At 65.3% G+C, this 13,824-nt stretch carries 16 protein-coding genes; 11 read left to right on the forward strand and 5 right to left on the reverse strand.

Features of this window, described 5'->3' with window-relative positions; translation table 11 throughout:
* Nucleotides 1-65 precede the first annotated feature (65 nt).
* The 11 genes from G4G71_RS02010 to G4G71_RS02060 all read left to right on the forward strand — a co-directional run bounded on the left by G4G71_RS02010 (nucleotide 66) and on the right by G4G71_RS02060 (nucleotide 9,657).
* Nucleotides 66-908, forward strand: coding sequence for a CheR family methyltransferase (locus G4G71_RS02010; protein WP_169935202.1), 843 nt, complete (start codon nucleotides 66-68; stop codon nucleotides 906-908).
* The gene (gene cheD, locus G4G71_RS02015) at nucleotides 908-1,501 is read left to right on the forward strand and encodes a chemoreceptor glutamine deamidase CheD (RefSeq protein ID WP_169935203.1); all 594 of its coding nucleotides are present in this window, start codon (nucleotides 908-910) and stop codon (nucleotides 1,499-1,501) included. The genes G4G71_RS02010 and cheD overlap by 1 nt, the downstream gene beginning before the upstream one ends.
* Before the next feature lie 15 nt (nucleotides 1,502-1,516).
* Nucleotides 1,517-2,572 carry a protein-glutamate methylesterase/protein-glutamine glutaminase gene (locus tag G4G71_RS02020; RefSeq protein ID WP_169935204.1) on the forward strand — a complete coding sequence of 352 codons (1,056 nt, stop codon included), beginning with the start codon at nucleotides 1,517-1,519 and terminating at the stop codon, nucleotides 2,570-2,572.
* A gap of 190 nt (nucleotides 2,573-2,762) precedes the next feature.
* Nucleotides 2,763-4,751, forward strand: coding sequence for a biofilm regulation protein phosphatase SiaA (siaA, locus tag G4G71_RS02025; protein ID WP_169935205.1), 1,989 nt, complete (start codon nucleotides 2,763-2,765; stop codon nucleotides 4,749-4,751).
* A 10-nt stretch (nucleotides 4,752-4,761) separates the two neighbouring features.
* On the forward strand, nucleotides 4,762-5,304 hold the full coding sequence (gene siaB, locus G4G71_RS02030; RefSeq protein WP_169935206.1) for a biofilm regulation protein kinase SiaB: 543 nt from the start codon (nucleotides 4,762-4,764) through the stop codon (nucleotides 5,302-5,304).
* Nucleotides 5,305-5,329: 25 nt separating this feature from the next.
* Complete coding sequence (gene siaC, locus G4G71_RS02035; RefSeq protein WP_024766248.1) at nucleotides 5,330-5,710, forward strand: biofilm regulation phosphoprotein SiaC; 381 nt, start codon at nucleotides 5,330-5,332, stop codon at nucleotides 5,708-5,710.
* Between the two features lie 5 nt (nucleotides 5,711-5,715).
* Complete coding sequence (siaD, locus tag G4G71_RS02040) at nucleotides 5,716-6,504, forward strand: biofilm regulation diguanylate cyclase SiaD (RefSeq protein ID WP_205896255.1); 789 nt, start codon at nucleotides 5,716-5,718, stop codon at nucleotides 6,502-6,504.
* 89 nt (nucleotides 6,505-6,593) lie between these two features.
* The gene (locus G4G71_RS02045; protein WP_169935207.1) at nucleotides 6,594-7,397 is read left to right on the forward strand and encodes an NYN domain-containing protein; all 804 of its coding nucleotides are present in this window, start codon (nucleotides 6,594-6,596) and stop codon (nucleotides 7,395-7,397) included.
* Between the two features lie 87 nt (nucleotides 7,398-7,484).
* On the forward strand, nucleotides 7,485-7,799 hold the full coding sequence (locus tag G4G71_RS02050; protein ID WP_169935208.1) for a DUF2845 domain-containing protein: 315 nt from the start codon (nucleotides 7,485-7,487) through the stop codon (nucleotides 7,797-7,799).
* A gap of 105 nt (nucleotides 7,800-7,904) precedes the next feature.
* On the forward strand, nucleotides 7,905-8,330 hold the full coding sequence (locus G4G71_RS02055) for a GNAT family N-acetyltransferase (protein ID WP_169935209.1): 426 nt from the start codon (nucleotides 7,905-7,907) through the stop codon (nucleotides 8,328-8,330).
* A gap of 874 nt (nucleotides 8,331-9,204) precedes the next feature.
* Nucleotides 9,205-9,657, forward strand: coding sequence for a BRO-N domain-containing protein (locus G4G71_RS02060; RefSeq protein WP_169935210.1), 453 nt, complete (start codon nucleotides 9,205-9,207; stop codon nucleotides 9,655-9,657).
* Nucleotides 9,658-9,688: 31 nt separating this feature from the next.
* Here the strand turns inward: G4G71_RS02060 and G4G71_RS02065 are convergent, their stop codons facing one another.
* The 5 genes from G4G71_RS02065 to aptA all read right to left on the reverse strand — a co-directional run bounded on the left by G4G71_RS02065 (nucleotide 9,689) and on the right by aptA (nucleotide 13,731).
* On the reverse strand, nucleotides 9,689-9,997 hold the full coding sequence (locus tag G4G71_RS02065; protein WP_169935211.1) for a Txe/YoeB family addiction module toxin: 309 nt from the start codon (nucleotides 9,995-9,997) through the stop codon (nucleotides 9,689-9,691).
* Nucleotides 9,972-10,244 (reverse strand): type II toxin-antitoxin system Phd/YefM family antitoxin, encoded by a 273-nt coding sequence (locus G4G71_RS02070; RefSeq protein WP_169935212.1) that lies wholly within the window; start codon nucleotides 10,242-10,244, stop codon nucleotides 9,972-9,974. The genes G4G71_RS02065 and G4G71_RS02070 overlap by 26 nt, the downstream gene beginning before the upstream one ends.
* Nucleotides 10,245-10,402: 158 nt before the next feature.
* The gene (locus G4G71_RS02075; RefSeq protein ID WP_024766243.1) at nucleotides 10,403-11,899 is read right to left on the reverse strand and encodes a CoA-acylating methylmalonate-semialdehyde dehydrogenase; all 1,497 of its coding nucleotides are present in this window, start codon (nucleotides 11,897-11,899) and stop codon (nucleotides 10,403-10,405) included.
* A 173-nt stretch (nucleotides 11,900-12,072) separates the two neighbouring features.
* Entirely contained in the window at nucleotides 12,073-12,384 is a 312-nt protein-coding gene (locus G4G71_RS02080; RefSeq protein ID WP_169935213.1) for a cupin domain-containing protein, read from the reverse strand.
* The gene (gene aptA / locus G4G71_RS02085; protein ID WP_169935214.1) at nucleotides 12,385-13,731 is read right to left on the reverse strand and encodes an omega-aminotransferase AptA; all 1,347 of its coding nucleotides are present in this window, start codon (nucleotides 13,729-13,731) and stop codon (nucleotides 12,385-12,387) included. It abuts the gene before it with no gap.
* Nucleotides 13,732-13,824: the final 93 nt, after the last annotated feature.

Here is a 13,824-nt window from a genome sequence, read left to right on the forward strand (position 1 = left end):
TCGCGGCGGGTAACCCGTTCGAGGTTATGCGCCCTACGCAATCCGCTCACCTGCGAGACCAACCAATGCCCATCCACCTGCCCGCCCCCGAGCACGAATTCCACTACACCCGCCGGGACTTCCAGCAGGTGCGTGAGCGCCTGTATCGGCACGCCGGCATCAGCCTCTCGGAGAACAAGCAGCAACTGGTCTACAGCCGCCTGTCACGGCGCCTGCGCAGCCTGCGGCTGGGCAGCTTCGCCGAGTACTTCGCCTACCTGGAAAGCCATGAGGAAGAGTGGCAGCAGTTCGTCAACGCGCTGACCACCAACCTCACCGCCTTCTTCCGCGAGAAGCATCATTTCGACCACCTGGGCCGCTTCGCCGCCGAGCAACTGCGCGACCACCAGCCGCTGCGCTTCTGGTCCACCGCCTCCAGCACCGGCGAGGAGCCCTACTCCATGGCCATGACCCTGGTGGACGCCCTCGGCAGCTTCAGCCCGCCGCTGGAGCTGATCGCCTCGGACATCGACACCGGCGTACTCGGCCACGCGCGCCAGGGCATCTACCCGCTGGAGCGCCTCGAAGCGCTGACTCCCGCCCAGAAGAAGCGCTTCTTCCTCCGTGGCACCGGCGGCAACGCCGGCAAGGCGCGGGTGGTGCGCGAGCTGCGGCAGATGGTCGACTACCGGCAGATCAACCTGCTGGAGCGCGACTGGGGCATCCCCGGCAACCTGGACGCGATCTTCTGCCGCAACGTGATGATCTATTTCGACAAGCCGACCCAGACCCGCCTGCTAGAACGCATGGTGCGCCTGCTGCGGCCGGGCGGGCTGTTCTTCGCCGGGCACTCGGAAAACTTCGTCCACGCCAGCCACCTGGTCCGTTCGGTAGGGCGCACGACCTATCAGGCGGTGGGGAGCCATTGATGGGCGCCGCCCTGGACCAACCCAATCGCTACTACGACCCGCGCTTCGGCATGGAAGCGGTGAAGCTGCTGCCCGGCGAGTGCTACGTCACCGCCGAGCCGCTGATGCTGGTCACCGTGCTCGGCTCCTGTGTCTCGGTCTGCCTGCGCGACCGCAGCAGCGGGCTGGGCGGCATGAACCACTTCATGCTGCCCGGCGACACCGGCGTGCAGGGCCTGATGTCCAACTCCGGGCGCTATGGCGTACATGCCATGGACCTGCTGATAAACGGCCTGATGCGCCGCGGCGCCCAGCGCAGGCACTTCGAGGCCAAGGTGTTCGGCGGCGGTTCGGTGCTGAAGAACCTCAGCGCCGACGTCGGCCAGCGCAACGTCGAGTTCGTCCTGCAGTACCTGGAGAACGAAGGCATCCCCCTGCTCGCCCAGGACCTGCTCGACGTGCACCCGCGCAAGGTCTACTTCTTTCCCGGCAGCGGCCGGGTGCTGGTGCGCAAGCTGCGCACCCTGGCCAACGACACGGTGCTGCAGCGCGAGCAGCAGTACTGCCAGCAACTGTCCCGTCGGGAGCGCGGCGGGAGCATTGACCTGTTCTGAACGGAGGGACGCCCGATGGCCGTCAAGGTCCTGATCGTCGACGACTCGGCGCTGATTCGCAGCCTGCTCAAGGACATCATCCAGAACGACCCGGAGCTGCAGCTGGTGGGTGCCGCACCCGACGCCTTCGTCGCCCGCGACCTGATCAAGCAGCACGCGCCGGACGTCATCACCCTGGACGTGGAAATGCCGCGCATGGACGGCCTGACCTTCCTCGACAAGCTGATGAAGGGCCGGCCGACGCCCGTGCTGATGATTTCCTCGCTGACCGAGAAAGGCTCCGAGGCCACCCTGCGCGCCCTGGAGCTGGGCGCCATCGACTTCATCGCCAAGCCGCGCCTGGGCATCGCCGAGGGCATGCAGGCCTACGCCGAAGAAATCTGCGCCAAGCTCAAGGCCGCCGCCCGCGCCCGGCTGCCCCGCGCCCGCCCGGCGATCTCGGCCGGCGCACCGGCAACGAGCAGCGCGCCGCTCTTGAGTACCGAAAAGATCTTCGCCATCGGCGCCTCCACCGGCGGTACCGAGGCCATCAAGGAAGTCCTGCTCGGCCTGCCGCCGGACTGCCCCGGCACCGTCGTGACCCTGCACATGCCACCAGGCTTCACCAAGTCCTACGCCGAGCGACTGGACCGTCAGACGCGCCTGTCCGTGCGCGAAGCCCGCGATGGCGACCGCATCCTCCCGGGCCACGTGCTGGTCGCACCGGGCGATTTCCATATGGAAGTGCAGCGCAGCGGCGCCAACTACGTCGTGCGCCTGCACCGCGAGGCTGCGGTGAATGGCCACAGGCCGGCGGTGGACGTGATGTTCAACTCCCTCGCCCGCTGCGCCGGGCGCAACCTCATCGCCGCGCTGCTCACCGGCATGGGCAAGGATGGGGCCCGGGGCTTGCAGGCGATCCGCCAGGCCGGCGGCCATACCGTCGCCCAGGACGAGGCGACTTGCGTCGTCTACGGCATGCCCCGCGAGGCCGTGGAGCTGGGTGCGGCCAAGGAAGTCCTGCCGCTGGAGCGCATAGCCGGTTCGCTCCTACAGCAGGCGCGGCAGAGCGGAAGTGGGAATCGCGTCTAGTTCTGCGGGAATCGCCCCGCACTGCCGAGCGACTTTTCACACAGGGTCTAGACTCAGGCCAATTGACCGGCGCCAATAATATGGCGATCCGATATCAATTTGGTTTGATTGTGCCCGTATACAAAATGCACAATTGAGCTTTCGCCAAAAGACCGGCACACGGCGGGCGACACGGGGAATAAAGATAGCCATGGCGGCAAGATGGGGGTTGCGCGGCAAATCGGTGGTGGCACTGCTCATCGCCTGTCTCCTGGCGCTGGTACCGGCAGTCATGCTGGGCTGGAAGGCCATGGAAGACATCCGCACGCATTTCGGCCTCGCCTTCGCGAGAAACTTCACGCTGCTCAACCAGCAGAAGATCATCGCACCGGTGATCCGCGAGCTGGCGCTCTCGCGGCGCCTGGCCGAGTCGGTGGTGACGCAGGACTGGCTGCTGGCCGAGAACGACCCGGCGCGCCGCTCGCTGTTCTTCCGCGAGGCCGAAGGCTTCCGCGCGGACCAGCACAACTACTCCTACTTCGTCGTGGTGGACTCCTCGCGCCACTACTACTTCAACGACTCCAGCTCGCCGCTCTCCAACTCCCCGCGCTACACCCTGAGCCGGGACGATCCGAAGGACTCCTGGTACTTCGACACCCTCGCGCGCGACGAGCTGTACAACATCAACGTCGACTACAACGAGAAGCTCAAGGTCACCAAGGTCTGGTTCAACATGGTGGTCCGCGCCGGCAACGAGAAAGTCGGCCTGGCGGGCGGCGGCCTGGACCTCACCGAGTTCCTCGACCAGTTCATCTCGCGCCGCGAGGCCGGGGTGACGCCGATGATCGTCGACCCCGAAGGCGCCATCCAGGCGCACCCGGACACCAAGCTGATCGCCTACAACTCCGGCTCCAGCGGCCAGGCCAAGCACCACGTCTACGACCTGCTGGGCAATGACCAGGAGCGCACCGCCCTGCGCCAGACCCTGCGCCAGGCCGAGGCCAACCCCGGCGAAGTCGAGACGATGTGGGTCACCATCGACGGCAAGGAACAGCTGATCGCCACCGCCTACATCCCGCAGCTGCGCTGGCACGTGCTCAGCGCTATCGACCTGCATGCCGCCCAGGTGCTCGACAGCCGCTGGATCTGGCCGCTGGTGGGCACCCTCGCCGGGTTGCTGGCGATCCTGCTGATCGGCTTCGCCTACACCGTCGACCTGCTGGTGCTGCGCCCGCTGCGCGGCCTCAAGCAGTCGGCCAAGGCCATCGCCGCCGGGCAGTACGACAGCCCGCTGCCGCGCACCCGCCCGGACGAGATCGGCGAGCTGTCCAGCGCCTTCGCCAGCATGGCCGATCAGGTCCGCCGGCACACCGAGGAGCTGGAAGACAAGGTCCAGCAGCGCACCCAGGCACTGGAAAAGGCCAACCGCGAGATGGCCGCCGCACAGAAGAAGATCGGCGACTCCATCGACTACGCCAGCCTGATCCAGCGCGCCATCCTCCCCGACCGCCAGCTGCAGGCGTCACTGGGCGAGCACCACTTCGTCCTGTGGAAGCCGCGCGACGTGGTCGGTGGCGACTTCTACATCTACCGCGAAGGCCCCATGGACAGCCTGATCGGCGTCGTCGACTGCGCCGGCCACGGCGTGCCCGGCGCGCTGATGACCATGCTCGCCCTGGCGGCCATCGACCACGCCATCGACAGCGTGCAGAGCCATGACCCGGCGGCCATCCTGCGCGAGACCGACCACGTCATGCGCGGCATGCTCGGCCAGGAAGAGTTCACCAACTCGCTGGCCACCAACATGGACGCGGGCCTGGTACGAGTCGACCACCAGCGCAAGCTGCTGCATTTCTCCGGGGCGAAGATTTCCCTGTTCGCCAGCGACGGCAACGACGTGCGCGAGTACAAGGGCGCGCGCCGCGCCATCGGCGACAAGCGCCAGGGCGACTATCAGGACGTGGAAATCCCGATGGAAGCCGGCTGGACCTACTACCTGTGCACCGACGGCTTCCTCGATCAGGCCGGCGGCGAGCACGGCTTCGGCTTCGGCAACAGCCGCTTCGCCGACCTGCTGCGCAACCACGCGCGCAGGCCGCTGGCCGAGCAGGCTGACGTGTTCGCCGCTACCCTCGCCCAGTACCAGGGCGAGCAGCCGCAACGCGACGACATCACCATTCTTTCTTTCCGCTTCGACTAGGGGTTATTCCATGGAATCGCTAGATCTGTTGGCCATGCGCGAAAGCTACACCCGGCAACGCATATTGCTCTGCTTCAACGGGCCCATCTCGCGCAGCCTGATCGAGGAAATCGGCCACGCGCTGCGCAACTACATGCAGGCCGAGCAGGCACACCCCAGCGAAGCGATGGACGTGTTCGCCGTCTACATCGAGATGACCCAGAACATCCGCCACTACGCCTCCCAGCGCGGCTACAACGACCAGGAAGCCTCGGCCACCGTGGCCATTGCCCGCGACGACGAAGGCCACTACGTGGTCTCCGCCGGCAACCTGGTGGAGCTGGCCGACGGCCAGGGCCTGGTGCGCAGCATCGAAGCCATCGCCGGGCTGGACAAGGCCCAGCTCAAGGCCGCCTATAAGGAACAGCTGCGCCGCCCGCGCGACGCCGAAGCCTCCAGCGGCGCCGGCCTGGGCCTGCTGGACATTGCCCGCAAGTCCAGCGCGCCCCTGAAAACCTCACTCACCGAACAACCCGACGGCCGCGCCTTCTTCAGCCTGCGCGCCGTGATCTGATCTGCGAAATTCAGGAAGACCCGACATGAGCGATCTCCACGTCAACGGTACCCAATCCACCCCACAGATCCACGGCGACTGGCAGGCCGGCATCCTCGCGATGCAGGGCGACTCCTACCCGGAGAACTCCTATGAGCTGTTCGGCCAGGTCATCGAATGGGTCGAGCGCTTCCTCACCCAGGAACAGCGCCCGCTGGAACTCGACCTGCGCCTGCTGTACCTCAACACCAGCTCGATCAAGGCCATGATGGACATCTTCGACCTGCTCGAAGAAGCCCACGGCCAGGGCCGCACCACCCGCGTGGCGTGGCACTACGACCGACGCAACGAGCGCGTCGCCGAACTGGCCGAGGAATTCCGCGAGGACTGTACCTTCCCGTTCGTCATCCAAGCCTACGACGAGTAAGAGCCATGACTAGCGAGCGCGAGCTGGACCTGCTGATCGAAGACCTGCTGGCCGACCCACAGTACGAAGGGCACCCCCTGCGCGAGGCCCTGTACCAGAAGCACCAGCAGTCCCTCGACCAGCTCGCGCGCCTGGAGCGCATCGCGCGGATTTCCGACGGCTTCCAGTCCATGGCCCGGCAGCAGAACAGCACGCTGTCCGAGCGCTACCACAAGCAGCTGCGCCAGCTGGAAAAGGTCGCGCGCATCTCCGACCGCTACCAGGACATGATGCGCGACCTCAACGTCGCGCTGAAGGAAGCCTCGACCCACGACACCCTCACCGGCATCGCCAACCGCCGCCTGCTGATGGAGCGCCTGCGCGAGGAAAGCGAGCGCGCCCAGCGCCACGGCGAGTCCTACGTGCTGGCCATGCTCGACGTCGACCGCTTCAAGCAGGTCAACGACACCTGGGGCCACGAGGTCGGCGACCGCGTGCTGGTGGAAATCGGCCGCGCCATGGAATCCGCCCTGCGCCAGTACGACCTCTGCGGCCGCTGGGGCGGTGAGGAATTCCTGCTGATCCTCCCCGACACCCGCCTCACCGACGCCGCCACGATCATCGAGCGCGTACGCAACGACATCCGCTGCCTCGCCGTGCGCGTGGGCACCAACGCCCTGTCGGTCACCGCCAGCTTCGGCGTCGCCGAGCATCATCCGGGCGAGAGCTACTCCCAGACCCTCAGCCGCGCCGACGCCGCCCTGCTGGACGCCAAGCGCAGCGGGCGCGACAAGTGCGAGTTCGCCACCGATTGAGCGGACGCCGGCGCGAGCACGCATTCACGCAGGTGGTATCCGCAGCCCAATCCGATTAAGGTCCAGGGACCGCAAGGAAAGGACGCAGCATGGCCACCAAATCCTCCGCTCCGCGCCAGCAGACACATCTCGCCGTCCTGATCGACGCCGACAATGCCCCCGCCGCCATCGTCGAGGGCCTCTTCGAGGAGATCGCCAAATACGGCGTCGCCAGCGTCAAACGCATCTACGGCGACTGGACCAAGCCCAACCTGGGCAAGTGGAAGCAGGTGCTGCTGGACCACTCCATCCAGCCCATGCAGCAGTTCGCCTACACCAGCGGCAAGAACGCCACCGACAGCGCGCTGATCATCGACGCCATGGACCTGCTCTACACCCGCCGCTTCGACGGCTTCTGCCTGGTCTCCAGCGACAGCGACTTCACCCGCCTGGCCGCACGCCTGCGCGAGGAAGGGCTGACCGTCTACGGCTTCGGCGAGGAGAAGACGCCCAAGCCGTTCGTCTCCGCCTGCGACAAGTTCATCTACACCGAAATCCTCCGCGCCACGCCCGAAGCCCCCGTCGAGCCGGTGCCCGTCACCGACAGGACCGCCACCCCGAGCGCCAACGACACGCCCAAACCCGCGGCCAAGCGCAAATCGCAAAAGGTCCCGCTGGACTTCATCGCCAAGGTGCTCGACGACATTGACGGCGACGACGACGACTGGGTCCAGCTGGGCGCCCTGGGGCAGAACATCGGCAAGCTGCAGCCCGCGTTCGACCCGCGCCTGTACGGCTTCAAGAAGCTCAGCGACCTGATCAAGGGCCATCCCAAGCGCTTCGAGCTGCAGGCACGCGGCGGTGGTAGCGGCGGCAAGGACCTGTATGTGCGCAACGTGGGCACCGCGCGCTGAGAACATCGCCCTGCACTGCCCCCGCTCAACGAACACGCCACGCCTGACGGTTAAAGTCGGGCGTGAGCATCTCTGCGGAGCAATCCCATGCGCTTCCTGCTGATCCCCCTGCTGGCCCTGCTCGCTGCGAGCGGCGCCCATGCCGGCACATTGCGCTGCGGCACCAGCCTGATCAACGAAGGCGATCCGATGGACGAAGTGCTTGCCAAGTGCGGGCAACCGGACAAGCGCGTTGTCACACCGCCCACCCAACCGCGTCGCGGGCCCGACGGGAAGTTCATCCCTGGGCAGCCGCAATTGGAAACCTGGATGTACGGCCCCAGCAATGGCGCCTATCGCTACCTGTTCTTCCGCGACAAACAACTTCAGTTGATCAACACCACGCGTAAAGAATTGCTCTAAGCGCACCGCGCTAAAAATCCCTGCACGCCCGCCGCTACCAAAGACGCCTACCCATGGCGGCGGCATCTCCCTAGACTGGTCGCCTTCGCCAATCCGGAGGGCACCATGCAAACGCCATTCAACTTCACCCTAGGCATCGACCCGCAGGCGCGCGACGTCGTGGTCAAGGGCCTGCTCGCCTACAACCTCGGGCAGATGGGCCGCAGCAACACCTACGACGACTTCGAACTCTACGCCCGCAACCCGGAAGGCGAAGTGGTCGGCGGCATGTTCGGCCAATCCGGCATGGGCTGGCTTTACATCGACTACCTCTGGCTGCAGGACGACCAGCGCGGCAGCGGCCTGGGCAGCCAGCTCATCGCCCTGGCCGAAGACGAAGCCCGCCGCCGCGGCTGCGTCGGCCTGTTCCTCTACACCTACAGCTTCCAGGCTCCCGGTTTCTACGAGAAACAGGGCTTCGAGCGCATGGGCGTGCTCGAGGATTGCCCGCCGGGGCATCAGCGCATCTACCTGAAGAAACACCTGGGCTGATCGCCGCTCTCCCTTGTAGGAGCGAGCTTGCTCGCGAACCCGCACAACGCCGGCCCTCTCGGCGCATCTCCGATAGCCAGCGCCCCGCATGACGCCCGGGCTCGGCCACCCCTCACCCTAACCCTCTCCCGGAGGGAGAGGGGACCGTTCGGTGCATAGCGAAACCACCGTGTCAGCCGGCACGAACAGCTCCCGTAGGGCGCATAACGGCCCCGGCGTTATCCGCCGTTTTGGCGGATAACCCGTTCCGGGTTATGCGCCCTACGACTCATGGCTCTGGCTCTGGCTCTGGCTCTGGCTCTGGCTCTGGCTCTGGCTCCGGCTCCGGCTCCGGCTCCTAAAGACTTCTAGAAAAACACCCACGCACGCCGAACCGCCCCCTTCAGGAGGCCCCGTTGAATTGGAGTTTCAGGGGTTGAGCGGCATGGATGCCGCGAGAGCGCTGCCGGGCCAGGGATGGCCCGTCAGCGCGTGCCCCTGAAACTTCGATTCAACGGGGGAATTTTTCGCCTAAGCGAAAAACCGGATGGAGGGGCAAGCCCTTTTGGTTCCTTTTGGGGCGTTTGCCAAAAGGAACTCGCCCGAGGGGGCGAAACAGGACGTCCGCGCGCACCCCGAAGCGACGCTGAACCCCCGGACGACACGCCAGCCCGAGCGCTGGGCTGTTCGCGAGCAAGCTCGCTCCTACACACACGCCGGAAACGACTGTCTTGCTGCACTACTCCAGCATTTCTATGCTCCCGCCGTCACTAATTCGTGACCGAGTTTGGCGACTCGACTAGCGGGAAACCGGTGCCAATCGGCGCGGCTAAGAACAACATCTGTTCTTGCACGTGCTCTGCGGCATCAAACTTGGACTGCTGGAGCCTTCGCCATGACCGACACCTACACCCCAACCTTCTTCACCCGCAAAAAACGCTTCCTGCGCGGCCTGATAATCGACAACCAGGCCTGGTTCGTCTCCCGCGATATCGCCCGCCTGCTCTCCGTCCAGTTTCCCGACAGCTTCCACCACCGCTTCTTCCCCCACGAAGTCCAGACCGTCCAACTCGCCTACCGCACCGGCAGCACGGAAGAAACCATTCTGGTCATCGAAGCCGCCGCCTACAAAGCCCTCGTCCGCTTCGGCCACCCGGAACTCGAGTCCCTCGACCATTGGCTGTCACAGGACGTAATCCCCACCCTGCGCGACCAGCACACCCCGGAAACCGACGCACCGCGCCGTGTCCATCTCACCTGGGAAACCCGCCGCCTCATGCTCCTGAACTGGCAAGGCGGCCTGTGGATGCGCTGGGAAGAAGTCCCCCTACTTGCCTGGCGCAACTAGCCGGAAAAGAAAAAGGGCCGCTTCAGCGGCCCTATTTGTCGTAGTGGTATCGGCACTGCAGGATCGTCAGCACCTCGGCCTCGAAGAAGTACACCAACCGGTGCTCACGGGTAATACGGCGGGACCAGAACCCGGACAGATCACCCTTCAACGGTTCCGGCCGGCCCGTACCCTTGTGCGGCGTCCGCCGACATTCTTCGATCAGTTCGTTGAGGACGCGAAACACCTCGCCGTCGCTCTGCTCCCAGAACTGATAGTCCTCCCAGCCATGGCTGGTAAACGCAACACTGATAGAGCCTCGGGCGGTCGACTTGTTACGGCTTTTCGACTTCACGTTCAACGGTCAGCTCCTTGACCTGAGCCTTGCCGGCGCGCACCTCGTCGATGGACTCGCGCAGCCGCTTGGCGTTGGCGGTGGAACTCAGCAGGTAGAGGGTTTCCTGCATGCCGTTGTAGTCCTCCAGCGAAATCATCACCACCGGTTCGCCACGCTGCCGCGTGATGACCGCCGGTTCGTGATCCCGGCACACATCGTCCATGGTCTGCTTGAGGTCGGCGCGGGCCTGGGTAAAGGTGAGCACTTGCATGGAAGTCGTCCTTGTCGCCAGTGGCGGCCAGTGGCATTTCAAGCAACATTGTACAGAACTACGTACAGACTTTTGATGACCACTGATCCACAAGCCGTCATCCAAAAATGAAAAAGGCCGGTCACTGGACCGGCCTTTCTCTTACCGCTTATTCACCATCAGCCATTGCTGGGGAAGGCGAACTGCGCCGCTTCGTGCGACTTGCGCTGCGGCCAGCGCTGGGTGATGGCCTTGCGCTTGGTGTAGAAGCGCACGCCATCCGGGCCGTAGGCGTGCAGGTCGCCGAACAGCGAGCGCTTCCAGCCGCCGAAGCTGTGGTAGGCCACCGGTACCGGCAGCGGTACGTTGACGCCGACCATACCGACTTCGATCTCGTCGCAGAACAGGCGGGCGGCTTCACCGTCGCGGGTGAAGATGCAGGTGCCGTTGCCGTATTCGTGGTCGTTGATCAGCTGCATGGCTTCTTCCAGGCTGTTCACGCGCACGATGCACAGCACCGGGCCGAAGATTTCTTCCTGGTAGATGGTCATGTCCGGGGTCACCTTGTCGAACAGGGTGCCGCCGACGAAGAAGCCGTTCTCGTGACCGGCGACCTTGTAGTTGCGGCCGTCGACCAGCAGTTGGGCGCCCTGCTCGACACCGGCGTCGATGTAGCCGGTGACTTTCTGCTGGGCAGCGCCGGTAACCAGCGGGCCCATGTCCAGGCCGCAGGAGGTGCCGGCGCCGATTTTCAGGGCCTTGATCTGCGGAACGATCTTCTCGACCAGCGCGTCGCCGATCTGGTCGCCCACGCACACAGCCACGGAGATGGCCATGCAGCGCTCGCCGCAGGAGCCGTAGGCCGCACCCATCAGGGCGCTGACGGCGTTGTCCAGGTCACAGTCGGGCATCAGCACGGCGTGGTTCTTGGCGCCGCCCAGGGCCTGCACGCGCTTGCCGCGCTTGGTGCCTTCGGAATAGATGTACTCGGCGATCGGGGTGGAACCGACGAAGCTCAGGGCTTTGACTTCCGGGGCCTCGATCAGCGCGTCCACGGCGGTCTTGTCGCCGTGCACCACGTTCAGCACGCCCTTGGGGAGGCCGGCTTCTTCGAACAGTTCTGCGATCAGCAGGGTGGAGCTCGGGTCACGCTCGGACGGCTTGAGGATGAAGGTGTTGCCGCAGGCAATCGCCAGCGGGTACATCCACAGCGGCACCATGGCCGGGAAGTTGAACGGCGTGATACCGGCGACCACGCCGATCGGCTGGAAGTCGCTCCAGGCGTCGATGTTCGGGCCGACGTTGCGGCTGTATTCGCCCTTGAGGATTTCCGGGGCGGCGCTGGCGTATTCGACGTTCTCGATGCCGCGCTTGAGTTCACCGGCGGCGTCTTCCAGGGTCTTGCCGTGTTCTTCGCTGATCAGCTGGCTGATGCGCGCTTCGTTGGCTTCGAGCAGTTGCTTGAAGCGGAACAGCACCTGGGCGCGCTTGGCCGGCGGGGTGTTGCGCCAGGCCGGGAAGGCGGCCTTGGCGGCGTCGATGGCCTGCTGCACGGTTTCGCGGCTGGCCAGCGGAACCTTGCGGATGGCTTCGCCGGTGGACGGGTTGAAGACGTCGGCGGTGCGGCCGGTGTCGGCGATCATTTCGCCGCCGATCAGGTGCTTGACGGTGGTCATGGGAAGTCTCTTCTCGCTGAAAGTATTGGGGCGAGGCTCGCGAGGAGCCCCTCTCCCTCGCCCTCTCTCCGAAAAGAGAGGGAATTGTTCGGTATGAAGCGTGGGCTGCAAGGCACGCCGGCAGTCACTCTAAGGTGACTCGTCGCGGCATGCCTTCTCGCGTGCCCGCGCGCTCAGTGGCTGTGCGGGTGTTCGTCGCTCTTGAGCTCGATCTCGATGAAGGCCACTTCGTGATCGCAAGGGTTGATCACGTTGTGCTCGGTACCGATCTGGCGGGTGTAGCTCTGGCCCAGGACCAGCGGCGCGCGCCGCTCGCCTTCGGGGGTTTCCAGCAGCAGCTCGCCGTTGGTCACCGGGACCACGACGTATTCCATGCCGTGGCGGTGCCAGCCGGTCTCGGCACCGGGGGCGAAGCGCCACTCGGTGACCAGGACCTTGTCGTTGTCGATCTGTACCGTCGGGACGGCCTTCGGACGCTCGCTCACTTACGCCACCCCGTTGAGGGCGTCGCCGACGGCGCTGAACAGGCGGTCCAGGTCTTCGGGCTTGGCGTTGAAGGTCGGGCCGAACTGCAGGGTGTCGCCGCCGAAGCGCACGTAGAAGCCTTCTTTCCACAGCTTCATGCTGGCTTCGAACGGACGCACGATGGCGTCGCCGTCACGGGCGCCGATCTGGATCGCGCCGGCCAGGCCGCAGTTGCGGATGTCGACGACGTTCTTCGCGCCCTTCAGGCCGTGCAGGGCCTTCTCGAAGTGCGGAGCCAGTTCCAGGGACTGCTGGATCAGGTTCTCTTTTTCCAGCAGGTCCAGCGCGGCAATACCGGCGGCGCAGGCGACCGGGTGCGCGGAGTAGGTATAGCCATGGCCGAACTCAACAGCGTATTCCGGCAGGTTCTGGCCCATGAAGGTGTCGTAGATTTCGCTGCTGGCGATCACCGCGCCCATGGGAATGGCGCCGTTGGTGACCTGTTTGGCGACGTTCATGATGTCCGGCTTCACGCCGAAGAACTCGGCGCCGGTGGCCTTGCCCATGCGGCCGAAGGCGGTGATGACTTCGTCGAAGATCAGCAGGATGTTGTGCTGGTCGCAGATTTCGCGCAGGCGCTGCAGGTAGCCCTTCGGCGGAACCAGCACGCCGGCGGAACCGGACATCGGCTCGACGATCACGGCGGCGATGTTGGAGGCGTCATGCAGTTCGATCAGCTTCAGCAGTTCGTTGGCCAGCTCGACGCCGCCAGTCTCGGCCATGCCCTTGGTGAAGGCCATGCCCGGCTGCAGGGTGTGCGGCAGGTGGTCGACGTCCATCAGCTGGCCGAACATCTTGCGGTTGCCGCCGATGCCGCCCAGGGCGGTGCCGGCAACGTTCACGCCGTGGTAGCCACGGGCGCGGCCGATCAGCTTGGTTTTCTGCGCCTGGCCTTTCAGGCGCCAGTAGGCGCGGGCCATCTTGATCGAGGTGTCGGCGCACTCGGAGCCCGAGCCGGTGAAGAACACGTGGTCGAGGCCGGCCGGGGTCAACTGGGTGATCTTCTCGGCCAGTTTGAAGGACAGCGGGTGGCCGTACTGGAACGCCGGGGAGTAGTCGAGGGTGGTCAGCTGTTTGGCGACCGCGTCGGCGATTTCCTTGCGCGAGTGACCGGCGCCGCAGGTCCACAGGCCCGACAGGCTGTCGTAGATCTTGCGGCCCTTGTCGTCCACTAGCCAGCTGCCTTCGGCGGCGACGATGATGCGCGGGTCTTTATGGAAGTTGCGGTTGGCGCTGAAGGGCATCCAGTGGGCCTTCAGGTTCAGTTCGCTGGCCACCGACGGGGTGACGTTCACTTGCTGGTTCATGCAGCTTGTCCTCGAAGACAGTCTTGTTGGGCGCGCAGGCCGCGGCTGGCCTGGTGCGATGGGACTAGATTGGGCCTGACTTAACGTGAGTTA

The organism is Pseudomonas multiresinivorans, from assembly GCF_012971725.1.
Lineage (GTDB): Bacteria > Pseudomonadota > Gammaproteobacteria > Pseudomonadales > Pseudomonadaceae > Pseudomonas > Pseudomonas multiresinivorans.

Coding starts and splice junctions, on each gene's coding strand:
- G4G71_RS02010 (WP_169935202.1), top strand. CDS start 66: ATGCCCATCCACCTGCCCGCCCCCGAGCACGAATTCCACTACACCCGC.
- cheD (WP_169935203.1), top strand. CDS start 908: ATGGGCGCCGCCCTGGACCAACCCAATCGCTACTACGACCCGCGCTTC.
- G4G71_RS02020 (WP_169935204.1), top strand. CDS start 1,517: ATGGCCGTCAAGGTCCTGATCGTCGACGACTCGGCGCTGATTCGCAGC.
- siaA (WP_169935205.1), top strand. CDS start 2,763: ATGGCGGCAAGATGGGGGTTGCGCGGCAAATCGGTGGTGGCACTGCTC.
- siaB (WP_169935206.1), top strand. CDS start 4,762: ATGGAATCGCTAGATCTGTTGGCCATGCGCGAAAGCTACACCCGGCAA.
- siaC (WP_024766248.1), top strand. CDS start 5,330: ATGAGCGATCTCCACGTCAACGGTACCCAATCCACCCCACAGATCCAC.
- siaD (WP_205896255.1), top strand. CDS start 5,716: ATGACTAGCGAGCGCGAGCTGGACCTGCTGATCGAAGACCTGCTGGCC.
- G4G71_RS02045 (WP_169935207.1), top strand. CDS start 6,594: ATGGCCACCAAATCCTCCGCTCCGCGCCAGCAGACACATCTCGCCGTC.
- G4G71_RS02050 (WP_169935208.1), top strand. CDS start 7,485: ATGCGCTTCCTGCTGATCCCCCTGCTGGCCCTGCTCGCTGCGAGCGGC.
- G4G71_RS02055 (WP_169935209.1), top strand. CDS start 7,905: ATGCAAACGCCATTCAACTTCACCCTAGGCATCGACCCGCAGGCGCGC.
- G4G71_RS02060 (WP_169935210.1), top strand. CDS start 9,205: ATGACCGACACCTACACCCCAACCTTCTTCACCCGCAAAAAACGCTTC.
- G4G71_RS02070 (WP_169935212.1), bottom strand. CDS start 10,244: ATGCAAGTGCTCACCTTTACCCAGGCCCGCGCCGACCTCAAGCAGACC.
- G4G71_RS02075 (WP_024766243.1), bottom strand. CDS start 11,899: ATGACCACCGTCAAGCACCTGATCGGCGGCGAAATGATCGCCGACACC.
- aptA (WP_169935214.1), bottom strand. CDS start 13,731: ATGAACCAGCAAGTGAACGTCACCCCGTCGGTGGCCAGCGAACTGAAC.